The sequence below is a fragment of the Cyclobacteriaceae bacterium genome, from assembly GCA_013141055.1.
In the GTDB taxonomy this organism is placed as follows: Bacteria; Bacteroidota; Bacteroidia; order Cytophagales; family Cyclobacteriaceae; genus ELB16-189.
On record JABFRS010000001.1, the window covers coordinates 1,804,713 to 1,826,830 of the forward strand.

At 41.6% G+C, this 22,118-nt stretch carries 21 protein-coding genes; 7 read left to right on the top strand and 14 right to left on the bottom strand.

Annotation, left to right across the window (positions count from 1 at the left end; translation table 11 throughout):
- The gene (locus tag HOP08_08025; GenBank protein ID NOT74863.1) at positions 1–741 is read right to left on the bottom strand and encodes a response regulator; all 741 of its coding nucleotides are present in this window, start codon (positions 739–741) and stop codon (positions 1–3) included.
- Positions 738–1,643, bottom strand: a complete 906-nt coding sequence (locus tag HOP08_08030; GenBank protein ID NOT74864.1) for a histidine kinase — start codon at positions 1,641–1,643, stop codon at positions 738–740. The genes HOP08_08025 and HOP08_08030 overlap by 4 nt, the downstream gene beginning before the upstream one ends.
- 399 nt (positions 1,644–2,042) lie before the next feature.
- Here HOP08_08030 and HOP08_08035 point away from each other — a divergent pair, with 399 nt between their 5' ends.
- Positions 2,043–3,254, top strand: coding sequence for a carboxypeptidase-like regulatory domain-containing protein (locus HOP08_08035; protein ID NOT74865.1), 1,212 nt, complete (start codon positions 2,043–2,045; stop codon positions 3,252–3,254).
- 461 nt (positions 3,255–3,715) lie between these two features.
- Here HOP08_08035 and HOP08_08040 read toward each other — a convergent pair whose 3' ends face one another.
- The 4 genes from HOP08_08040 to HOP08_08055 all read right to left on the bottom strand — a co-directional run bounded on the left by HOP08_08040 (position 3,716) and on the right by HOP08_08055 (position 6,941).
- On the bottom strand, positions 3,716–4,693 hold the full coding sequence (locus tag HOP08_08040) for a D-glycero-beta-D-manno-heptose-7-phosphate kinase (protein NOT74866.1): 978 nt from the start codon (positions 4,691–4,693) through the stop codon (positions 3,716–3,718).
- Entirely contained in the window at positions 4,677–5,903 is a 1,227-nt protein-coding gene (locus HOP08_08045) for a pyridoxal phosphate-dependent aminotransferase (GenBank protein NOT74867.1), read from the bottom strand. The genes HOP08_08040 and HOP08_08045 overlap by 17 nt, the downstream gene beginning before the upstream one ends.
- Before the next feature lie 106 nt (positions 5,904–6,009).
- Entirely contained in the window at positions 6,010–6,618 is a 609-nt protein-coding gene (recR, locus tag HOP08_08050) for a recombination protein RecR (GenBank protein NOT74868.1), read from the bottom strand.
- A gap of 35 nt (positions 6,619–6,653) precedes the next feature.
- On the bottom strand, positions 6,654–6,941 hold the full coding sequence (locus HOP08_08055; protein ID NOT74869.1) for an ATP-dependent Clp protease adaptor ClpS: 288 nt from the start codon (positions 6,939–6,941) through the stop codon (positions 6,654–6,656).
- 76 nt (positions 6,942–7,017) lie between these two features.
- On the opposite strand from HOP08_08055, the gene HOP08_08060 reads away from it, so the two are divergent.
- Entirely contained in the window at positions 7,018–8,481 is a 1,464-nt protein-coding gene (locus HOP08_08060) for a sodium:solute symporter (protein NOT74870.1), read from the top strand.
- A gap of 19 nt (positions 8,482–8,500) precedes the next feature.
- On the opposite strand, the gene HOP08_08065 is transcribed toward HOP08_08060, so the two are convergent.
- The gene (locus HOP08_08065) at positions 8,501–8,851 is read right to left on the bottom strand and encodes an MGMT family protein (protein ID NOT74871.1); all 351 of its coding nucleotides are present in this window, start codon (positions 8,849–8,851) and stop codon (positions 8,501–8,503) included.
- 99 nt (positions 8,852–8,950) lie between these two features.
- On the opposite strand from HOP08_08065, the gene HOP08_08070 reads away from it, so the two are divergent.
- The 4 genes from HOP08_08070 to HOP08_08085 all read left to right on the top strand — a co-directional run bounded on the left by HOP08_08070 (position 8,951) and on the right by HOP08_08085 (position 14,774).
- Complete coding sequence (locus HOP08_08070; protein NOT74872.1) at positions 8,951–10,471, top strand: hypothetical protein; 1,521 nt, start codon at positions 8,951–8,953, stop codon at positions 10,469–10,471.
- Positions 10,472–10,526: 55 nt separating this feature from the next.
- A complete protein-coding gene (locus tag HOP08_08075; protein NOT74873.1) occupies positions 10,527–11,537 on the top strand; it encodes a hypothetical protein in 1,011 nt (336 codons plus the stop codon).
- A 241-nt stretch (positions 11,538–11,778) separates the two neighbouring features.
- Positions 11,779–12,129 (top strand): PadR family transcriptional regulator, encoded by a 351-nt coding sequence (locus HOP08_08080; GenBank protein NOT74874.1) that lies wholly within the window; start codon positions 11,779–11,781, stop codon positions 12,127–12,129.
- Positions 12,126–14,774: an FtsX-like permease family protein gene (locus HOP08_08085; protein ID NOT74875.1), complete on the top strand. Its 2,649-nt coding sequence runs from the start codon at positions 12,126–12,128 to the stop codon at positions 14,772–14,774. Before HOP08_08080 ends, HOP08_08085 begins: the two co-directional genes overlap by 4 nt.
- Positions 14,775–15,071: 297 nt before the next feature.
- On the opposite strand, the gene HOP08_08090 is transcribed toward HOP08_08085, so the two are convergent.
- The 6 genes from HOP08_08090 to HOP08_08115 all read right to left on the bottom strand — a co-directional run bounded on the left by HOP08_08090 (position 15,072) and on the right by HOP08_08115 (position 19,979).
- On the bottom strand, positions 15,072–16,493 hold the full coding sequence (locus HOP08_08090; GenBank protein ID NOT74876.1) for an alpha/beta fold hydrolase: 1,422 nt from the start codon (positions 16,491–16,493) through the stop codon (positions 15,072–15,074).
- A complete protein-coding gene (locus HOP08_08095; GenBank protein ID NOT74877.1) occupies positions 16,486–17,445 on the bottom strand; it encodes a hypothetical protein in 960 nt (319 codons plus the stop codon). Before HOP08_08095 ends, HOP08_08090 begins: the two co-directional genes overlap by 8 nt.
- A complete protein-coding gene (locus tag HOP08_08100; GenBank protein NOT74878.1) occupies positions 17,426–17,980 on the bottom strand; it encodes an SdpA family antimicrobial peptide system protein in 555 nt (184 codons plus the stop codon). The genes HOP08_08095 and HOP08_08100 overlap by 20 nt, the downstream gene beginning before the upstream one ends.
- An 8-nt stretch (positions 17,981–17,988) precedes the next feature.
- Positions 17,989–18,762: a hypothetical protein gene (locus tag HOP08_08105; protein NOT74879.1), complete on the bottom strand. Its 774-nt coding sequence runs from the start codon at positions 18,760–18,762 to the stop codon at positions 17,989–17,991.
- Complete coding sequence (locus HOP08_08110) at positions 18,759–19,205, bottom strand: hypothetical protein (protein ID NOT74880.1); 447 nt, start codon at positions 19,203–19,205, stop codon at positions 18,759–18,761. Before HOP08_08110 ends, HOP08_08105 begins: the two co-directional genes overlap by 4 nt.
- A gap of 135 nt (positions 19,206–19,340) precedes the next feature.
- Positions 19,341–19,979 carry a response regulator transcription factor gene (locus tag HOP08_08115; GenBank protein NOT74881.1) on the bottom strand — a complete coding sequence of 213 codons (639 nt, stop codon included), beginning with the start codon at positions 19,977–19,979 and terminating at the stop codon, positions 19,341–19,343.
- Between the two features lie 398 nt (positions 19,980–20,377).
- Between HOP08_08115 and HOP08_08120 the strand changes: the two genes are divergently transcribed.
- The gene (locus HOP08_08120; GenBank protein ID NOT74882.1) at positions 20,378–20,713 is read left to right on the top strand and encodes a helix-turn-helix domain-containing protein; all 336 of its coding nucleotides are present in this window, start codon (positions 20,378–20,380) and stop codon (positions 20,711–20,713) included.
- Between the two features lie 431 nt (positions 20,714–21,144).
- Here the strand turns inward: HOP08_08120 and HOP08_08125 are convergent, their stop codons facing one another.
- The gene (locus tag HOP08_08125) at positions 21,145–21,447 is read right to left on the bottom strand and encodes a hypothetical protein (GenBank protein NOT74883.1); all 303 of its coding nucleotides are present in this window, start codon (positions 21,445–21,447) and stop codon (positions 21,145–21,147) included.
- Positions 21,448–22,118: the final 671 nt, after the last annotated feature.

The window sequence follows — 22,118 nt, forward strand, 5'->3', positions numbered from 1 at the left end:
CTAAACTACCTTCTTGCGGATCAGCTTTGCATAGGTGCGACTGACCGGAAAACTTTTCCCGCTTTGCATTTTCACAACCATTCCACCATTAAAGTGCCGCTCAATTTCCTTGAGATAGTTAAGATTGATAATCGTGGAGCGATGAACACGGATAAATGTATCCGGATCCATGATCTCTTCAAGCTTTCCAATTCCTGAAGAACTTACAAATTGATCATTCTTGGTAGTGATGACAGTATAATCACCTGAAGCTTCGAGATAAACGATCTCCTCCACCGGAAGATTGAAAAGCTTTTCTGATTTCTGAACAAAGATGTGAGACTCAAAACTCTTTCCTTCAGACTTAAAGCTCCTCAGAAGTTCTTCAAGATTACCCTGTTCGCTGGTCTTGCGTTTCATCGCACGGTTTACAGCAAGCCGGAATCTTTCTTCATCCAATGGTTTTAACAGATAGTCAACAGCGTTTTTCTCAAAAGCCTTGATAGCATATTGGTCGTAGGCCGTTGTGAAAATGATATAAGGTTCATGATCAATTTCTTCCAGCACATCAAAACCTGTCATGCCGGGCATTTGGACATCGAGGAAAATAAGATCAGGCTTTAGCTTGTTAATCTTTTCAACTGCTTCATTTCCTTTTGAACATTCTCCAATGATCTCTATATCCGGAAACCCTTCCAGGTACTCGTGAAGAAGTTCGCGCGCAAGCTTTTCATCATCAATAATTAAACACGTTGTATTCATAACAGTTGATTTTCGTATTGGGTTGGCATTACTTCTCCGTTTTTACTAAGCGGCTCATGGATAGGGATTGAAAAGCTGACGGAGTAACCGTACTCAGTAGACTTAACTTTCAATCCGGCAAAATGACCATAATAACTCTTGAGTCTTAAGTCTGTATTCTTCATTCCCACTCCACCTGCACTTCCATCCATAACTTTCTTTGCATGAATGCCCAGTCCATCATCGCGTACTTCAAAAAACACAGCGCCGGCAACATGCTTTACGATCAGGTTAATCGTTCCGCCATCTTCCTTTGGACCAATACCATACTTCACTGAATTTTCAACAAGAGGTTGTAAGATCATCGGCGGAATGCTAAGGCTCAGGCACGACGCATCAATTTGCTTCTGAAATTTAAGACGATCACCAAAACGTACTTGCTGAATGCGTATGTAATTTTCAATGAAGTCAATCTCATGAAGAAGCTGAACCATCTTACCGCTGTGAGAATCGAGCGCATATCTGAAAATATCAGAAAGCTGCGTGATCACTTTTCTTGCCTGGTCCTTGCTGGAATGAATCAATGTTGAAATGGAATTCAAAGTATTAAATAAGAAATGAGGATTGATCTGTGATTTGAGAAGTGATATCTGCATTTCCTTGTTCTTTAATGCGAGCTCACTTTTTTCCTTTTCTTCTTTCTGCAATCCCTGGAAATAACGGATGACATAATAAATACCGACGGTGATGATATACTGATCATAGAATCTGAGGGCATCCCAGTTAAGGAGTTCCACCATAAACTCTTTCCAGTTTTCATAATAAACGAGTCCATCAACATAATCTGTGAAATAATAGGAAAGGGTTCCCATCACCATAAAAAATGATGCAATGCCCACTCCGTGTCCAATGAGCTGAATCACGCCCTTGAATCGAAACAGAAAATGCGTCCATAGGAAAATGAGAAGAATTAAAGCACAGAGACATTCCCATAAGTAAAAACCATTCCACAGCACATACGGGAAGGGTCTTTTGAGCTTCCACTCAAAAAAAGTGCTGACCGCGAAATTGATCAGATACCAGACGCAGATAAGCAAATACGCCCTTTTCCAGATTTTAGGAATGTTATCAAACCACTTCAAAGTCTTTAAATCAGGTAGATCAGAAAGATGTAAACTCCAGTATAAAATTAGAGAATTGAATGAATTGGCCGTCAAATCGCGAATTATGGAGTTAAAGCGATGTTTTAGTCGTTAAACGGTCTGAAAAGAGAATGATTCAAACTGTTAACTTTAACCCCGGTACCTCACCAAATAATCTGGATGCGTCTTGTCATAATAGTATGGTTAGCATTTATTGTTTGCTTTTCCGCACAGGGTCAGAATCTGACGATCTCTGCTAAAGTTCTGGATAAAGAAACCAAAGAGCCCCTTCCCTTTGCATCGGTAGGAATTAAAGGCAAGCCGATTGGTACCATCACCAATTTATCCGGTGAGTTCGATTTTCACTTCCCGGAGGAATACCGCAGCGAGTCCTTTGTCATCAGCATGCTCGGCTATGAAAATTATGACGTGCCTGCATCAACACTGGCAGGCCAAAAAGATATTGAGATCCTGATGCTGAAGTCTACAACTATCCTGAATACGGTGGTGATCTCTGATTCATTGCAGGGTGGAGATATCTTACGGATTGCATTGAGAAGAATTGATCAGAACTATCCCGATGGTCCGTTTCTGCTGGATGGATTCTATCGTGATCTTAAAAAAGTCGGAGGCACGTATGTTTCTCTTCTCGAAGCCGCCATCAAGATCTATGATGATAACTACCAGCAGCCAAGAAATAAATCAAAATTACGCGAGAGGGTCTCATTACAGGAAGTGAGAAGAAGCTTAGGCTACTCCAATAAATTCACAACCTATTTCGATCAGGATAATCTGCTGGAAGTTCTCTTGCTCAACAACGACGTTCGCTATCGTCTCTTTCCTGAAGAAGAATTCTTTTTCAGCAACCTCCACCGTGAGACCGACTCTTATTACAACGGCCATGAGATTTTTGTAGTGTCACACATGAATGAATTCAAACTGAAGCTCTACATCGACAAAAAGAGTTTCGGGATCATTCGCGTTGAGTATGAAAACAATATCCCGGAAGACCTTGGCAAGAAAAGAGGATTGATCAGAAGATTCGAAAGCATCAAAAGAATTGTTGACTTCAAGTATTTCGAAGGAAAGTTTTTTCTCAACTACCTGACCATCGATTATAAATTGAATTGGTATGATCCTGAATCAAACAAACTTAAGTTCGAAACAGAGCTTCAGCAACAGCTTCTGATCAATCATGTCTATGCAGAACCTGAAGAAAAAATTGCCATCACACAAAGGATGAGAAGCTACGGCCTTCAGTATCAGGATCAGCCTTACAATAAAAAATTCTGGGACAACTATAACGTCATCAAGGAAAGCCCTCTCGATAAAAAGATCGTTACCGATCTTGAGAGAGAAGGACCGCTTGAAAGACAGTTCGAAAAAAAGTAGTTTTCCTTTATCCATCCCTTTAACTTTTTCGTTTGTTTTCTGATCCCGATAACCATTAGTATTCTCAGGACTATCAGGACATTTTGACATTTCTGATAGTTATCCGAGGGGAAAAAGAGCAAATTCGAAAAGTCAAAAACCTAATAATTTGCTCAGTTGCACACTTTTTTGAGCGTGCACCAGCGTTTCCAGCATCAATTCAAAGAAAATCATTCAAAAGCACGGTCGACCCACGGTCACCCCACAGTCACCCCACGGTCACCCCCCCCTGTTTTATCCGATAAGACTCTGAGAAGAGATGGGAAAAACTCAGATAAAACACTGGGAAAGATGGCTTTAAACACTTAAAAATTAAGTTTTAAGGATTGCTCAACAATCATAGAGATTCAGATGACACCCACTCCACAAAAGGAGAAATGATGTCAGGATGGCACTGGTAAGGTTATGTTAAATGGGAATATTCAGAGCCCGGAAGCTTCGCGCAATAGTTCCTCTTTATCAATCGGAACTACACCCTCCTGCTGACAAACCAATCCCCCACCGAGATTAGAAAGTGCAGCAATCTTTTCAGGACTTAATTGCAATGCAACGCAGAGTGCAGCAATACTGATAACGGTATCTCCCGCCCCGGAGACATCTGCAATAGAACGTTTATGAGCCTTAAGCTTTAGCGTCTGATCTTTATAAACTATGAAAACACCATGCTCTGATAACGTAAGCATCACGCCCTCAACTCCAAGCTTCTTCCTGACCTGCTCCACTGCATGATGAATGGATGATTCTTCTCTGGCATCAATATCAACTTTCAATCCCTCGCGAAGTTCTTTGAGATTCGGTTTGAACAATGTGACATTATTATAATGCAGGAAGTTTCTCTTCTTGGGGTCTACGACTGTTGGAATGTTCTTTGACTTCGCCAGCTTCACAACAGCATCAATCATTTTCGGAGTGATCACGCCTTTGTCGTAGTCTTCAAAGATGACTACCTGACAGTTCACGATCAGCTTATTGATTCTTTCAAGCAGTGCAGCCTCTTCTTTATCGGTAGCAACGGCATCCGACTCTTCATCAATTCTTACAACATGCTGATGAGCAGCAATCACTCTGGTCTTTACTGTAGTCGGACGGGTTGAGCTCTTCACAATTCCTTCCTTGCTCATTCCCTTCTCATCCAGCAGATCCAGAAGCTTTTTTCCATTGTCGTCATCACCGATCAACGAACAAAGAATTGGCTTTGCACCCAGGGCAAGGATGTTCAGACCAACATTCGCTGCACCACCCAGACGATAGTCTCTCTTTACAACATTAATAATAGGAACAGGAGCCTCCGGAGAAATTCTCTCCACAGCACCCCAGGTATAGGCATCCACCATCACGTCACCTATGATGAGGACATTAAGATTATTAAAACCGGAAAAGATATCAGGCCACGACTGCATGTGATGCGCGCGTTTCTTTTAATCCTGAAAGTGTCTCTTTTAAACGTTTCATGGCTTCAGTCAGATCCTTTTCAGAAGCAGCATACGATATGCGAACACAGTTCGGGTCACCAAAAGCTCCACCAGGAACCAGTGACACGTGTGCTTTCTCCAAAAGATAAAGGCACAGATCATCACCATTCTTAATGGTTTGTTGTCCATCCGATTTTCCAAAATAGAAACTTACATCAGGGAAGAAGTAAAAAGCTCCCTGTGGATAATTTGCTTTCACCCCCGGAATATCTTTCAGCAAAGCATAAACAATATCTCTGCGCTTGCGATACTCTTCTACCATTTTATTGGTTGGTGTGATGTCGCCTGTGATAGCTGCAAAGGCAGCGCGCTGTGAGATAGAGCTGTTAGCAGATGTAAGCTGACCCTGCATCTTGTTGGCGCCATCAGCGATCCACTTCGGAGCAGCGATGTATCCCACTCTCCATCCTGTCATCGCATATCCCTTAGCAAAACCATTGACGGTGATCGTGCGCTCAAACATCCCCGGAAGGGAAGCAATGCTCAACTGATCACCACTGAAATTAATATGTTCATAGATCTCATCGGCAATGATGAGAAGTCCCTGATGCTTCAATACCACCTGGGCAATGGACTCAAGTTCCTTCTTTGAAAAAACTGAACCGGTAGGATTACAAGGCGATGAAAAAATGATAGCCTTCGTTTTGCTAGTGATTGCTTTTTCGAGTTGGTCAGCCGTTACCTTAAAATCATTTTCAATTCCTCCCTTTACGGTTACCGGTACACCTTCTGCCAAACGTACAATAGCATCATAACTTACCCAGTAAGGAGAGAATACAACCACTTCATCACCAGGATTGATCAGTGAGAACATGACATTGGCAATGGATTGTTTAGCTCCATTGGATACGACAATATTCTCTGCTTTATAAGGAACATTATTTTCCTTCTGATACTTGGCCGCGATGGCCTCACGCAGATCCTGATAACCCGCTACCGGAGGATAGGCGAAATACTTTCCATCATCAATTGCTTTCTTGGCTGCTTCACAGATATGAAGCGGAGTTTTAAAATCCGGTTCACCCAGACTCAGGTTGATAACATCAATGCCTCTGGATTTATACTCCCGGGCTTTGGCTGCCATGGCAAGTGTTGCTGATTCTTCAATGGATTCGATGCGGCGGGAAAGTTGATTCATGGCAAAAGAAAGGCATTATGTGAGCCGCAAAGAACGCAAATAAGAATGAGGAATTAAAGAATGAAAAATTGAAAGAATGCTGACGCTAACAGCAGATCTGCAAACGTTAGCTGAACAGTATGCGTGAGGTAATGCTGCGACCGAGGGTAATTTCATCTGCATACTCAAGATCTCCACCCATGGGAATACCTCTTGCGATGGATGTGATCTTAACCGGATACTCTTTTAATTTCCGGTGAAGATAAAACGCCGTTGTATCTCCCTCCAGTGTCGGGCTGATGGCCAGAATGATCTCTTTGATTTCCACTGACGGATGTGACAGACGGGTGATCAGTGAGTCGATCGTTAATTCCGAAGGGCCAACTCCCTGCATAGGAGAAATGATTCCACCTAAAACATGATATACACCCCTGTATTGAGCGGTGTTCTCAATGGCCATGACATCACGGCTTTCCTCCACGATGCATAAAATAGTTTTATCCCTGCGGTGGCTGGTGCAGATCGAGCATTCATCACTATCCGAGATCGAATGACACGTCTTGCAGAATTTGATGTTGGATCTGAGCTTATTTAATGATTCTGTCAGCGCCAAGGTCTTGTTCTCATTTTCTTTAACAAGATGAAGCACCAGGCGCAAGGCAGTTTTCTTTCCAATGCCCGGCAGCTTGGCTATTTCATTAACAGCATCTTCAATAAGTTTTGAGGGATATTCCAAAATGTCAAAAAGTAAAAATTAAGAAAACTGATCGATCAAAGAATCTTTGCATCGATCCCCGCTTCACAAATCCCATCCCGCATAGGCTTGAGCTCTTCAAACAAACCTGTCTTCACTGCACACTTGCCTTTATAGTGAATGAGCATTGTGCATTGCTCCGCTTGTTCTGCGGTATGCTTGCAAACTCTCATCAACGTATTGATCACATGTTCGAAGGTATTGACATCATCATTAAAGACAACAAGGTCCTTAACGTCAATCTCTTCTTCCAGCACCTCAACTGCTTTCTCCTCTTTATATGCCGGCTTCACAACTTTTCCCATCGGTGGATGTACAATTAGTTTGCGATACTGGTTCCAAAAGTAAAAAATTTTAACAAGTTTGCCCCCTCAAATCGCTATGAGTCCATATCTCGTCCTTTCCATCATCCTGGTTTACTTCACGGCCCTTATTATTATATCTATCATTACCTCCAAAGGCGCCACTACAGATACATTTTTCACGGCCAACCGCCAATCTCCCTGGTATCTGGTCGCGTTTGGAATGATCGGCTCCTCCCTTTCGGGAATCACGTTTGTTTCCGTTCCCGGAAATGTCGGCAAGGTCGGCTTCTCCTATTTTCAGGTGGTGCTGGGATATATCGTTGGATATACCGTGATCATGACCATCCTGATGCCATTATATTATAGACTCAATCTTGTTTCCATCTATACTTACCTCGAACAACGCTTTGATAAGTGGGCTTACCGCACCGGCGCTTTCTTTTTCCTGCTTTCGCGAACGATGGGCTCAGCGTTACGACTCTGCCTTTCCGCTACCGTACTGCAACTATTCCTTTTCGATGCATGGAATGTTCCGTTCTACGTAACAGTTGCCATCACCATCTTCCTGATCTGGATCTATACATTTAAAGGTGGCATCAAAACCATTGTGTGGACCGATGCCTTTCAGACTATTTTTCTGGTGTCAGCCGTTGTGATCAGTGTCTACCTGATCTCCCAAAGACTTGGCTTGTCATTAGGTGAGATGATCTCAACCGTCAGCAACAGTGATTATTCAAAGATCTTTTTCTTTGATGATGTCAACAGCACCTTATTCTTTCCTAAACAGTTTCTGGCGGGAGCTTTCATTGCCATTGCCATGACAGGACTTGACCAGGATCTGATGCAAAAGAATCTTACCTGCAAAAATCTTGGCGAAGCACAGAAGAACATGTTCTGGCTTACCGTCTCCATTGTCATTGTGAATCTGTTATTCCTGACGCTCGGTGCGCTGCTTTACATTTACAGCAACACGAAAGGTCTTGCCATCCCTGAATTCACCGATGAATTGTATCCAAGACTTGCATTGAATGAATTCGGATTGCTGGCGGGTATATTCTTTCTGCTTGGAATTATTGCCTCCTCTTATGCGAGTGCCGATTCAGCACTTGCATCCCTGACAACGTCTTTCTGCATTGACTTTCTTGATTTTAAAAACAAGCCAGAAGTTGTCAAGAAGAAACAGAAGAACAGAGTGCATCTTGCCTTCTCGCTGATCTTCCTGGTCATCATTCTGATCTCAAAAGAACTCAACCAGCGATCACTGATCGATACCGTTCTATTGGTAGCAGGCTATACCTATGGTCCGTTGTTAGGATTGTTTGTATTCGGACTTTATACTTCACGCCAGGTGAAAGGCATTGCAGTACCGGTTGTGTGTGTCATTGCTCCGCTGATTTCCTATTGGATCAGCTCGCATTCCACTCAATGGTTTTCAGGATACAAGATCGGAAGTGAAGTGTTGATCATGAATGGTGCCATTACATTTGCACTGCTGTGGTCAATATCGAAGAAAGGCCTATCAGATTTTAAGCACGCCTGATCTTAACCCTGTACATTCTTCACATCAGTTCCTTCGCCGGATCCCACAATCTGTTTTCAAAGTCCTGCACTTTGTCTTTGACAACCTTTACTCCTTCTTTTTCAAGACTCTTCTGCATAGAGCTTGGTGGCCGGAAGTGATGCTTACCCGTCAGTAATCCCTGACTGTTGACGACGCGATGAGCAGGAACCTTCTTCTCTGAATGAGCGGCATTCATTGCCCATCCCACCATGCGTGCACTCATTCCTGTTCCGAGATATCGCGCAATCGCTCCATAGCTGGTGACTCTTCCTTTCGGAATAAGCTTCGCTACTTCGAAAACATCTTCAAAAAAATTATGTCGCTTCGGTGTTTTTTTGCTGGTCGCCATGAATAAATGCCAAATTGTATATGAAAGATAGCTTTTATCTAAAATATAGTAAGCGATCCACCCTCATGGTTTATTTTTGCGAAACCTAGATCTGGCTGCATGCGAGTTGTTCTGTTATTTTTATTTCTCTCAGGAGCGTTGAGCCTTGTCGCACAGCAACTGGTCTTCCCAAGTCAGTCAGGCTGGACACAGCTGGAAGAAGGAAAAGAATTTTCATTCACTGTTGGGTTAACGGACAACAGCAAAGTGGTAAGATTTTCTCTTGACGGAGGAAACGATCTCGGGATGCAGCTTGACTCGATCGGGCATTTCACATGGACACCTTCATATGATCTTGTTGATCGTCTTGCAAAGCAAAAAGAGATCAGTGTTATTTTTCAGGCAGAACTTAAAGATGGAAAGCGAACACGCCATGCTGTTAATTTCTTTGTAACGCATGTCAACCGGCCACCGGTAGTAGGTGACCTTCCCACTTTTTATGTAAAGCAGAATACTTCTTCCAAATATCAGATCCCTGCAGATTATGTTCACGATCCGGATGGAGATCCCGTTATTTTCAAGGCACGTGAGTCGGTAATGCCGGAGGGTGCGGTCATGACATCATTGGGACAGATCACCTGGACACCTTCGCGAACACAATTCAACAGTCTTCGCACTACACCATTGGATATAGAGTTTATAGTTCAGGATCAGCCTGACAAGGCAGAGACCATTGGCAAGATCCGTGTGGGTCAGACACAACTTGATCTTCCCCCTGAACTTTTGCTGGTTCCGGCAGATACTCTTTGGACCATCAAAGAAAATGAAGGGATCAATCTCAAGATCTATGTTTCCGATCCCAACGGTGATGACAATATTGATCAGGTTGATTTCATCAGCTCAAATGTAAAAGTGCCGAAGAGTGCGTTGAAAGAAAATTCCAAAGTACAGCGCGAATTCACCTGGTCTCCAGGTTACGATTTCGTTGATGAAGCAGAAAAGAAAGTTGAAGTGCTGTTAACATTCTTTGCATTCGACAAAAGCAGCAACCGTGTTCAAAGAAAAATTCGGGTGATCGTGATCGATGCTGAGAATATTGAAGAAAAAGACAAGATTCTGTATCAAAAATATTTCAACACGCTGGCGGCCACCAAGAATCTGATCGATTTACTGGATCAGAATAATGAAAAGCTTGAGGGAACGTTCAACCGTGCCAAGAAAGGAAAGAAGAAGAGAACGATTCTTACGGCTTCCCTTGGAGCAGTGACGGGTATTTCGCCATTGGTATTAAATTCCGATGGATCGAAGGGGGTTTCAGTCGTGGGAGGAACATCTGTTCTTACATTGAATTCATTGGAAGCAGGGCAAGTAATCGGCCGCTCTGCAGGAGAATATCAGAATCGCATCAAGACCAATCGTGATCTGAGAACACAGCTTCAGCTGAAAGGAAATTTCTTTGCAAGAAAGTATGCATTGAAATCTATTCGCAGAGTTTCAGAGTTTGAGTTTGACAGAGATGAATTAGTAAGATTGCTCAACACAGATCAATTGACAACATTGGAATTATCCGCCAGGCCACAGGGCGTGCCAACAGAAAAAGAATTGAAGAAGACCTTCACCGATTTGGGGGACGAGAATTAACGATCCGGTTACATTTTTTAAGCAGTCATGGATAAAGAGTCCTACAAAGAAAAAAATGACTGTGAACAAGTTCTTGTTATTCATTTTCCTTGCCGTGATCGCATGTTCGGAAGATACACCTCCACCGGTAGTTCCAGCACCTTTACCTGCACCTACACCACCAATAACTCCGATTCCTCCCGCATCACCTGTTAATGTTGCTACCACAACAATAGAAGTAACTCCTGCTACGCTGTCGCTTGTTAAAGGAGTTACGTCGCAATTGACCGCAACCATTACTCCTGCAGATGCTACTGATAAAAGTATTACATGGTCTTCATCCAGTAATGCTGTCGCGACTGTTAATTCTACCGGCCAGATAGCAGCCATTGCTTCAGGAACAACAACCATTACAGCCACACAAGGAAGTCTTACTTCAAGTTGTACAGTGATCGTAACCGATAACGATCAGATTGCTCTTGCCGGTGCTGTCTGGAATCTGTTCAACACAAATGTTTACAGCATAAAGTCCAACAATGGTGCAACACTGCAACTGGATCTTGCAAGAAATGCATTATGGTTTAACAACAGTGAAGGTGGCCTCATCCATCGGATGGTAACAGGAGATTTTACACTTACGGCAACGGTGAGTTCTGTTAAAAGAACCAATAATAGTCAGGAAGCAGATTGCATGGTTTGTCTTGGCGGTCTGATGGTTCGTAACCCAGCGTCGACAAATGCGGATGAAGACTATGTTCATCTTGTAACAGGCATCACGCCGGGTGGTCGCGGTGCAGAAACAAAGAATACAACCAACAGCGCTTCACTTTATTCACCAACCGGAGCCAATCAGCTTCCGCATACTGATGGACAAACGGCGCATGATCTGAGGATACAACGCACAGGAAGTTCATTCACTTTATATAAGAAGTCTTCGACGGATGTTAACTGGGTGTTGCTGGCAACCTATAGCCGGCCGGATCTTCCTGCCAGTGTGCAAGTAGGGCTTAATATCTATACGAGTGTCTTTGGTGCAGCGGTTGCGGATCTGAGTGTGGTGTATAGTAATATAAGTTTGGTGCAGTGATATTAAAGTGCTTTGAATACCCAGAATATTTCCGCTCGTAAACGGTTGTTGATATCCAATCTATTTGAGTTGATTGGATTTTTCACTGCCTGCATGACCAAGACCTGAGCATGAAATCCCATGAAAGGATTATTGCTGCTGCTTGATTTCACTCTAAATTCATAATAGACCAGAAGGACATTAAGTTCATCATTTGGTGAATTGAATGGAATACATACCTTTACATAGATATTCTACGTATATGATAACAAAAGGTCTTATGGCGGCTTCCACCAAGCCACTTATTCTTTCGATTCTTGATGGCAAGAAAAATTACGGTTACGAGATCATTCAACGGATCAAGGAAGTTTCGGGAGGTGCGCTTCAATGGTCGGACGGGATGCTATATCCTGTATTGCATAAAATGGAATCAGAAGGATTGATTGCTTCGGAGTGGCAGATAATCGATGACCGCAAACGGAAATACTATAAGTTAACGGTTAAGGGGAAAAAAAATCTTAAGGAAGAAAAACTTGCCTGGATTGACGTTCATAATACATTGATGCGGATGTGGGAAATGCCTGAAATGAAGATTGAAAACCGGCTGTTATGAATTTTGAATTGAATCAAGCCATCAAGGAATGGCGCAAAAGACTGCAAGCGAGTGGCGGAGTGGAGGATGGAGAAGCGGAAGAGCTTGTATCTCACCTACTGGGGCGCATAGATAATTTGGTAAATAATGGGGTTAGTGAAGAGAAGGCATTTCTGATCGCAACAACCGAAATCGGAAGAGTTGATGAGTTGGTTGTTGAGCATCGCATTATGCATGAGCGCACTTATCTCCGTGTCTCACGCAGGATTCTGCCTCCCCTTCTACTCAATTATCTGAAAGTGATTTTCCGTGGATTCGCTAAAAACAAATCATACAATTTCATTAATATCATCGGGCTGGCAGTTGGTTTAACTTGCTGTTTGCTTATTAGTTATTATATGTTGTTCGAGTTCTCATTCGACAAACAGTTTAAAGGATATGAATCGATCTACAGGATTTCCAACCGTTCCGTTTCGTTTGACAATGTCGAGCATATGGATTCTGGCGCACCTGTACCATTAGGTCCTGCATTGAAAGAAGAATTTCCAGAATTTAAAAACACAGTTAGATTCTGGAGAGCGTATTTGCCTACTGTCAAATGGAAAGACAACATTTTTCAGGAGCGCAAATTCATATTTGCGGACTCTTCAGCTTTCAGAGTGTTTGATTTCCCATTTGTGAAAGGCAACAAGCACAAGGCATTTGCAAGTCCTAACTCGGTAGTAATTTCCGAATCAACTTCAATAAAATATTTTGGAGAAGATGATCCGATAGGAAAGGTTATTGAGTACAATGGCTATCCTTCAGGAAAATTATCATTAACGGTAACGGGGGTATTTAAAGACTTACCTGTTAATACTCACTTCACTTTTGATTTTCTTGCCTCGTTCGATGCACTTGTAACCCGCGAATTGATCAACTGGGGATCATTCAAGCCCGTATGGACTTATGTAGTACTTAACAAAGGTGCACAGGTCTCCCAGATAAAGGAAAAATTTCCAGCCTTTATCAACAAGCATCTGCTGGATCGTAAAGAAGGTGTTAAAGAATTTGAGTTCATACTGGAGCCACTCACCTCCCTTCATCTTGAATCAGCGGCAGAGCGACCGATGAAGCCAACTGGGAGCCTTAGTTTGATTCGTATTCTCGGACTCACAGGAATTCTGATTCTATTAATGAGCTGCGTAAATTTTATTAATCATAGTCTTGCGAGGGCTCTGATCCGTGTAAAAGAAGTAGGTATCCGCAAAACGATGGGGGCGGTACGAGGACAGTTGGTTACTCATTTTGCTATAGAAGTAGCGGTTGCTTTTGCGTGTGCATTGATAATGTCGGCACTGCTGATTATTACCGTGCTGCCTTCTGTTCAGGAAATGACTGGCGCCCCATTGCTGATGGAGTTTATTTTCAATATCCATTTTGTGTTTATCGTGATAGGTATCTTTATGGTCTTCATCATTTTGGCAGGATATCTTCCTTCAAGGGGCATTGCTGCGTACTCAATTGTGAATGGCCTTAAAAAGCAGATTTCTTCAAAGCCAGGAAGTCTGAATTTGAGAAACTTCCTTATTTTTTTTCAGCTGCTAATTTCAAGCACGCTTATTATTTCCTTACTGATTATCGGAGATCAACTGCGATTTATCCGCAACATTGATAAAGGTGTAACGGTGGATGGCATTGTAGCACTGCCTTATTCCGAAAATCTTCGTGTGCTTGAGCAGCGACTATTGACTATGCCTGAAATAAAATCAATAGCATACTCGCAGCGGCTTCCGGTTAATTCTCTAAACTACGATGGTAGAAGGGTGAGGATTGATGGTCACGCCGATCCCTTCCTTGTTCAAAGCTGCTTTATCTCATCCTCATTTCTGGAAGTATATGATATTCGATTAAAGGCAGGACGCAACATCGATAGTGAATCAAAGGCAGATTCTAATAAATTCGTGATCAACGAAACAGCTATGAGGTCTTTCGGTTGGACCATTGATAACACTATTGGGAAAAAACTTACTTGGTCTGGAGCGATTGAGGGTGAAGTCATTGGAGTTGTAAATGATTATCATCTTGAATCCATCCATGAAAAAATACCTCCGATGGTGATGCTCGCCGCTACTGACTGGGATCTCTTCATGAGAAATTTTATTTCAATTAAGCTTCACAATGCTAATTCTAAGACACTGGATATGATTCGGCAATATTGGGTTAATCTCAATCCGTCAGAGGTTTTTTATGTAGTTTCACTTTCCGAGAGTTTTGACAAGCTTCATGAGAATGATCAGAAGTTCGGAAGGGTAATATTTTACTTCGCTGTGATTGCCATTATCATCGCAATGATGGGTGCATATTCCATTGCAGCATACTCAGCTGAAGCAAAGCGAAAAGAGATTGGTGTTCGCAAGCTGCTAGGCTCAGGCATGATCTCATTAATGATAAAACTCTCGTTGCCATTTTTCATCATATCGGTATTGGCTGCGGTACTGGCTGCACCGATGGTTATATATTTTATGAATCAGTGGCTTTCAAGTTTTGCTTATCACACTTCAATCAATGTGCTTTCTTTTGCAGCTGGCATATCGATCGTTGTGATCATCACACTGGTCGCCATTTTGAAGGTTACATTGGGTGCCGCATTTACAAATCCGATCCGGTATTTAAGAGATGAATAATTCATTTTCGTGTTTATCAAAATTCTCCCTCGCTTCGTTCGTGTGACCAAATAAAAAAACCCCTGGCTATGCCAGGGGTCGTGTATTTCGATCGCAGAGGAGGAGGTTTGTGAACCTATATTCTTCTATGCTGAAAACCAATATCTTATATTATTGAATCTCTGTACTCACCAGATGACTCACTAACGTGACTGCAATTCTAAGTTAAATTTAGTATAAACACATTAAATCAGCAAATTGAGAAACCAATGCCTGCCATTATTCAGACAAATTTCTCAGGACTGATTAGTGATATTATCAGTTGGCGACGCCCTCCAGCCAAGTTGTTATTATGTTCAAAACATCTGGTGAAAATGTTTCTTCTAATGCAAAATATTCAACCGGGGAACAGGATTTACAAGTTTGAAAAAGATGGTTTAATCCTGAGATCTCCTTTATTTCAGTTTTTGGATTGAATTTTAACGAAAGTCGTATCCCGTTTAGGTTACTCTTGGCCAATACCTGAACATCCTTTTCGCCATTAAGCGCCAGAACAGGGCAAACTATTTTTTTCAGCACCGATTTAGGTTCGTAGTCAATTAGTGTTCTGAACCAATCACTATAAAATTGTCCGACCACTGTTTTAATGAATGCCTTTTCAGTAACTGAATCGGTCACACCAGTTGACGCTTCTGTAATTTCCTTACCAGCCTTTCTTGACCACTCGCGAAATTTACGTTGCGTCGTCGTCAATGCCTCGGCGGGAGACTTTGATTTGGGGATAGTCGAGGTGATATCCTTGTAGAATTGCAGGTATGAATCAATGGTCTCCTGTTTTATCCCAGCCTGTTGCATAATTGCTTCATTTTGTTCCACCAATAAATCCCGTATCGCAATGCCCGGGGTTGCCAACAGTATAACAAAGGCAATGCCGGTATCATTTGCAGCTTCCTCTGATGTAACAATACCCCCCTCGCTATGGCCCAATAGCCCGATTTTAGCGATCGATAAATCTCTTAAACTTCTGAGGTACTTAACAGCTTCCATCAAATCATTTGAAAGATCCTTTGTTGTGAATTTACCTGATGCTCCAGTGGTTTTACCAACACCTCTATCATCAATTCTTAAAACCACGAACCCTTTTTTTGAAAGCTCATCTGCAATTACCAGAAAAGGTTTATGTGAGCCAATAGTACCATCTCTGTCTTGAGGTCCACTTCCACTCACAAGTATTATGGCAGTCAGATTCTGGCGTTGTTGACTAGGATACGTTAACGTAGCCCCATACGTAACATCCTTTTGTGAATTGGTAAACTCAACTTCTCTGGATGAGTAACTGAATGGCGGTAACGGAGTTTGACGCTTTATTTCTATTTTTTCCGTTTTCCTTGTTAGTACCAATGGCAGTGCTGCACCTCCCTGGTTCCAGGAGCCTGAAATTGTCTGGTCAGAAATGTTAAGGGTTCCTTTGTAAAAGGCATTAAGTGCCGCTAATTCTATGAGCAACTCGCCATTCTTTAATTCTGTAAGAGAGCATGGGATCTTGAAAGCCCCTTGCATGGGGCTATCCATACTTGATTGCAACAATCCATTTTCTGTTTTAATATGGAAGACAAGCTTTAGACCGACTTGCTGAATTGTGCCTTCCCAGTCTCCGATGACTGAATCGTTAGAGGGTGTTTGCATCTGCGCATAGCACGACGAGGCGAAACAAATGAGACCAATAATGAGTTTATTCATTTTTTATGTAGACAGAATTTAATGCATGTGAAGTTTCCTTAGGTCTGGACCGAAAGGGTCGAAAATTAAATTCTGCGTTGATCGGTCTAAGATATAAAACCAGCGCTCCGCACATTGAGAAAAAAAATGGCATCAACCCGTGTATTATTCCAATCATGAAATGAAATGCAATTCCAAGGATAAGCAATGGCCGACGGTATTTTTCAGGAACAACGATCGCAGTAAAAAGGAATACTTCAAATACCAAAACAGACCAGGTCATAAGGCTAACAATTATTGGATTGAGGACCAATGGCATGAGGATTGATCTGCCTATATCGTTAGCACCAAAGTACGAGTTCGATATCCAGTAATATAAAGCCGTTCCATTGAGCCACTCAACCACATGAAATTTTTTAATGGAGGCGTCAAAATAAAGGTAAGCAATCTGTAGACGTATCACCAAAAGAGCGGATGCATGAACAAAATACGTCAGTTCTTGAAAAACACTTGTTGCCGTTGAGGTTGATGTAGAGCGCTCCCAATGCCAAGTCCTTTTATCCGTCAAGCATATTGGAAGCAGCAATAACGTTAAGATGGATGCGACTTGATCGCCTCCTTCGAGGATGGATGAGGATGCCTTTAAACTGAACGCAACCCAGGCATGAAAAAGGCATGTAATCTGCGGGCGCCATCCTGAAGCAACCAAGACTAGAATGAAGATTGCAACAAATCGCGCAAGCTCATAGTGCGGCGCAAATAGGCAAAAAATACTGATAACCGACGGTCCAGTACAATAGGGGGGATTCGATTCGACGGTAGCCGTAAAAAGTATTCCAGTATCATTAAAGGTAAGTGTGAGCAGTGTGCTTAAAGCAAGCAGCGTTCTGGCAAGTCCCGTTACATTGGTATTTGCATTGATCCCAAATGACTTGAGGCTTGTATCCAGGCTTTTAGTTAAGGCATTCCACATCTAGCTTAACAAGTTTTAATGGCATTTTAGCGGCAGATTGATACCAGGCCCATGGAACCGGTTCTTGGACAATTATCCAGATCGGCCCACAGAGTGTAGGCTTCTTTTTATTATTGGAGACTTTTATGGCCGATATGTCCCGCCGGAATTTAATGCATTCGATGTGACTTAGCCCCTTGCAGCCGACCCAGATAGATGTATCCTTTTCTAACTGGCTTAATAGCAGTCCGTATTCTGCGCCCTGCGTTCTGGAATCTCTCCGTAGTCCAAGGAGATTCACAGCAGCGGCATTGGGAATTCTTAACGCTGATAAATAGGTAGCTGTGTCTTGCTGGAAATAAACAAATCCTTCCACATCTCTTGGATTGCGAGTGAAAAAACCCCAGCCTTGCGGAAAAAATGCCTGGATAATTACTTTTACCCGATGAGAGGGTGACAAAGGATTATGCGGTAAATAGGATGCTGCGACAAGCCCTATGACCCACACCCACGAAAACGCAATGAGTAACTTAAACAACAGGACCAACGACCTCACGTCAAAGCTCAGTTAGGGAATCGCGGCGTGAAGGTTATGTAAATATGGTTAACCAGTTGTTCTCTATAAAGGGAGCCTGCCGACCGCTGTAGTTCCGGGGCTTCAGGTACCGCATAATAATCCTGCGCGGCATAGGCCCATTGAAAATACACAGCGTAAACCTGAGCGAGTGCAATTACTACTACAATTACAATTGCAAGCGCGATAGCAACTGGAACCCAGCAAGCGTCTCTTGATTGAATATCGGAAGCTTCTTTCCCTATTGACTTAATTGATTTTTTCAATCCATCAACAGAATACTTACCCTCGCTATCAAGAATATTATATTTCACCACCATTTCAGATGAAAGTTGAGTCAGTTGTTCGTCAGAATATCCTGAAATCCGAACCATTGCTTCCTTGAATTTAAGAGACGAATTCAATAGGGTTTCCTGAATTGTATTATGGTCACCACTGAAGACTCCTTTTTTGAAGTTATTAAAATAATCTTTGTCAACCTCTACGATGCTTTTAAAGATCAAATCCTTGGTTGCTAAAAATTCCTTGTATAGTGGATCATTTATATTCATAAAGTCCTCAATCTTTGTCAACGACCCGATACCAGACAGTTCCTTCGCTACGGGTCCAAGCCCAAAAATTATCCCGTCGAAGAGTTGTTCGCCAGAATAGCTGGTAGTGGTTACACCCGTTACCGATTCCTTGCAACTAAAAAGTATTATGGATGTGCACAAGAACAAAATAATCCCTTTGCTTTTATTGATCTTTCTAATGGTCGCTATCATAAATCTTGATTTCGATGGATGTGACTTGATAAATAGGCTATGATTTCTTCAGGATGGCGGGTTCCTATTCGAATTTTCATTGACTTGTCCTTGAAAGAAAGTTCAACGGCCTTTTGACTGCTAGCGTTATACAAAGTGTATTTTGCGTGATACCGTAAACCCCAACCAGCAAAAAAAGAGTTTTTTACCTGTTTGGTGTCTGCGATCGCTTCCAGAGGAATCGTTTTCCTGATGAGGCCGATGCCGAATTTCATAAAAATTCGCTCGGAGTCTATGGCAATGTCCAACTTATAGAATAGAAGGCCGACCGAGGCAAGTACAACGCTGGAAATAATAATTACTACGGACATTCGCTCAAAGTTTATACTTGCTTGATAGGCATTGAACACCAACAGTGAAGTCACCACGATGACAATGGGTGTACTAAATTGAGTTGTTTTCATTTTCGGTGGAAGGTTATTTGTCCACCCAAGTTACAGGAGCTTAACAATCTGTAACAAATCTAACATTCAGTTTACCAAGAATCTATAGTAACCTTACTACATTTTTGATGTAAGATCCGTGTAAGATTTGGGTGTTTATTTAAGCAAAGACCATTTTGAAGCTTCGAAAATCAGTTGTTGCTGGTTGGCAACATTGAATTTCTGATACAAGTCATTTCTGTATTTTTCTACTGTCCGAGGGCTTTTGTTGATCAGCTCACCAATCTGACTCGGGCTTTTTCCCTGAGATATACTTTGCAGCAAAATCCTCTCCAATTCAGACAATGGGACGGGACATTTTGCATTTAATACTGAAATCCGGTTAAGGTATTTTTTAATTATTTCAGCTACACGGTCAGGATAATAAACACCTCCCTGACCTATAATATCAAGAATCCTTGGAATTTCCTCGACCTGGTCTTTTCCAATGAAACTGTTGATCCCGATCCTGTTCATCTCAATAATGTTCTCTTCAATATCGAACTGAGTAAGAACGGCGATCTTTATGTCAGGAAATTTTTTGCGAATTAACCTTGCCGCTTCAAAACCATCCATCACTGGCATTCTGATATCCAAAAGAACTACATCGGCGATCACTGATTCTAATTGAAGAAGTAAGTCCGCGCCATTTTCAGCGACGATCACGAATTCCAAATCTTGTTGTTCTTTTAAATAACGCTGGAAGGCCGTTCTGAAACGCAGGTTATCCTCGGCAATGGCGATCTTGAGTTTCATGGATAATAATCGGGAGTATTTTCAATTTAAGAAAATTAATTAACAACGGTAACTCTTTTATTGTTAGTCTTTTCGAATCGTACCCTTAGAATTAAGGTCCATATGGGATATGAAAAGTTACTATTACTGATACCACAATGTAAGAACTTTGCATTCATTCCAATTCAAATTAGATTAATTCAAATTACCATCGTTGACTTTCGAGCTGCCATTCTCCAAATCTGCACAAACAGAATCAAACCATTTTTAAAACCCAACCTTCGCTGAATAGTCATCGTTTACTTTCTAAGTGACAAGACTAATTTTTTTATTCCATGTTGTTAGGAAGATAGGAATTTTCTAAAGCTCATTTCACACCTTGCTTCGTAGACCAGTGGAAGCCGTAAAGCGGAAAAGGAATGGATACATCTAATTCGAATGATAACAATTTAAAGAGGTCGTCAACGTATCGCGATCAGTTATTAACAATTGGTGATCTGGAAGCCGTTAAAAACGAATTACTGCTTGAAATCAAAAGCGTTCTTAAGACTTCAAATGGTCAATCACCAAAGCAATGGCTTCGAACATCTGAAGTTAGAAAGATACTGGGAGTTTCACCTGGCACTCTACAAAATCTTAGAGTCAATAGAACCCTCTCCTACACAAAGATAGGCGGCATTGTATTCTACAAGCATGACGACATTCTTAAACTTTTGGAAGACAACTGCATCACTAGAAAGGATAACAATGGATAGCTTACATCAACAGCTTACCTGTTATATAGATAAGATGGTTTCAGATGAACGACTGAAACCAGTCCACTTATCCCTTTCTATGGCGCTCTGTCACTCCTGGATTGAAAGTCAATTTGAGAGTCGTTACCGTGTTTCACGAAAGCGTCTTATGAGAGCCTCGCACATTCGTTCCAAAGCCACCTATCATAAGGCAATCAAAGAACTTCAGCGGTTAGGATACATGAAGTACGCTCCTTCATACCACCCGAGGAAGGGCAGTCAGATAACAATGATTATGGAATATAAACAGAAGGAGTATCTAGGCATTCGAAGTATTTACGGCAATAAGTAAAATCATTCGGTAAGTCTGTATCTCAATCATCAAACTCTTCAATATTTTATTAATTCGTGTAGAAGTTCAATTCAATCGAATAATTGACTTATTCGATATACTACGGCTTACCTCCCTTAAATTTTTCTAGTTCATTTTTTTGTTGGTCAACTAATTTCCGTAAGGTCTCATTTTGCTTCCCACATTCGATGTTTAGCTGATATTGGCGCTTAGCTTCATCAGCATTGAGTCGAGCCATGTTATGGGACTGCTCTTCTAAAAGTCTTGCTTTGTTTTTCCAGTACTGTGTGCTGTCCGAGGTAACCAGTTTTTCAATAGATGATTTCATTTGTTTTTTGGTACCGCTGAAGCAGAAAAAACTCAAGCACACTGCCACGAAGATTATTACAATTTTTTTACTCATAGATTTAAATTAATTGACTTTTAGAACTACTGGTTTTTTTAAATAAAAAAGCAACATGGGCAAGTTGAACACAAAGTCTGCAGCAAGATTGCCTTCATCTCACCCATGCTGAGGTTTTGGTAATCCTACTGAAGACAAACGGATTTTGAAAGTAATCAACCTAAATCTAGTGTATAGCCGCCAAACAATTATCATGTATAATGGAAATGCCTCGCTCAATTGCCTTATTAATTAAAAAGTATTTTTAATCGGCATCCTAAGTTTTAAACAGATTTTCGATTGGCTTAGGGTTTCTTGTTGATGCGTAGCGGAAACTCAATATAAAATAGTTTCGGTCTCTCGAAAATCAAAAACGGTTGGATAGATTTTATTTGCGTAAGCCCAGTGGATGAAAATTATCGACGACACCTACAATTTTAACGCATTATTCTTGAAATTGAGCTTTGACACGATAGCTTCTATTTCGTCAGAAAATTCAAATCCCTTTGCTGCCATTTCGTTTAGATAGTTGCCGATTTATGGTTTTCAATCTTGGAATCAAACAATTTCCTTCAAAGCCTCCTGTTTATTTAGAAGGTTAACGTAATTCAGGCATAAGGATTTAAGCAAAAATTATCAGTCAATTGACAGACATAGTCATTAACTACATTGGAGGCTAAAGCAAGATTCCT

What these genes read in the sequence shown, in the direction of transcription:
- HOP08_08025 (NOT74863.1), bottom strand. Translation starts at nt 741, where the DNA reads ATGAATACAACGTGTTTAATTATTGATGATGAAAAGCTTGCGCGCGAA.
- HOP08_08035 (NOT74865.1), top strand. Translation starts at nt 2,043, where the DNA reads ATGCGTCTTGTCATAATAGTATGGTTAGCATTTATTGTTTGCTTTTCC.
- HOP08_08040 (NOT74866.1), bottom strand. Translation starts at nt 4,693, where the DNA reads ATGCAGTCGTGGCCTGATATCTTTTCCGGTTTTAATAATCTTAATGTC.
- HOP08_08045 (NOT74867.1), bottom strand. Translation starts at nt 5,903, where the DNA reads ATGAATCAACTTTCCCGCCGCATCGAATCCATTGAAGAATCAGCAACA.
- HOP08_08055 (NOT74869.1), bottom strand. Translation starts at nt 6,941, where the DNA reads ATGGGAAAAGTTGTGAAGCCGGCATATAAAGAGGAGAAAGCAGTTGAG.
- HOP08_08060 (NOT74870.1), top strand. Translation starts at nt 7,018, where the DNA reads ATGAGTCCATATCTCGTCCTTTCCATCATCCTGGTTTACTTCACGGCC.
- HOP08_08065 (NOT74871.1), bottom strand. Translation starts at nt 8,851, where the DNA reads ATGGCGACCAGCAAAAAAACACCGAAGCGACATAATTTTTTTGAAGAT.
- HOP08_08070 (NOT74872.1), top strand. Translation starts at nt 8,951, where the DNA reads ATGCGAGTTGTTCTGTTATTTTTATTTCTCTCAGGAGCGTTGAGCCTT.
- HOP08_08075 (NOT74873.1), top strand. Translation starts at nt 10,527, where the DNA reads ATGACTGTGAACAAGTTCTTGTTATTCATTTTCCTTGCCGTGATCGCA.
- HOP08_08080 (NOT74874.1), top strand. Translation starts at nt 11,779, where the DNA reads ATGATAACAAAAGGTCTTATGGCGGCTTCCACCAAGCCACTTATTCTT.
- HOP08_08085 (NOT74875.1), top strand. Translation starts at nt 12,126, where the DNA reads ATGAATTTTGAATTGAATCAAGCCATCAAGGAATGGCGCAAAAGACTG.
- HOP08_08090 (NOT74876.1), bottom strand. Translation starts at nt 16,493, where the DNA reads ATGAATAAACTCATTATTGGTCTCATTTGTTTCGCCTCGTCGTGCTAT.
- HOP08_08095 (NOT74877.1), bottom strand. Translation starts at nt 17,445, where the DNA reads ATGTGGAATGCCTTAACTAAAAGCCTGGATACAAGCCTCAAGTCATTT.
- HOP08_08105 (NOT74879.1), bottom strand. Translation starts at nt 18,762, where the DNA reads ATGATAGCGACCATTAGAAAGATCAATAAAAGCAAAGGGATTATTTTG.
- HOP08_08110 (NOT74880.1), bottom strand. Translation starts at nt 19,205, where the DNA reads ATGAAAACAACTCAATTTAGTACACCCATTGTCATCGTGGTGACTTCA.
- HOP08_08115 (NOT74881.1), bottom strand. Translation starts at nt 19,979, where the DNA reads ATGAAACTCAAGATCGCCATTGCCGAGGATAACCTGCGTTTCAGAACG.
- HOP08_08120 (NOT74882.1), top strand. Translation starts at nt 20,378, where the DNA reads ATGGATACATCTAATTCGAATGATAACAATTTAAAGAGGTCGTCAACG.
- HOP08_08125 (NOT74883.1), bottom strand. Translation starts at nt 21,447, where the DNA reads ATGAGTAAAAAAATTGTAATAATCTTCGTGGCAGTGTGCTTGAGTTTT.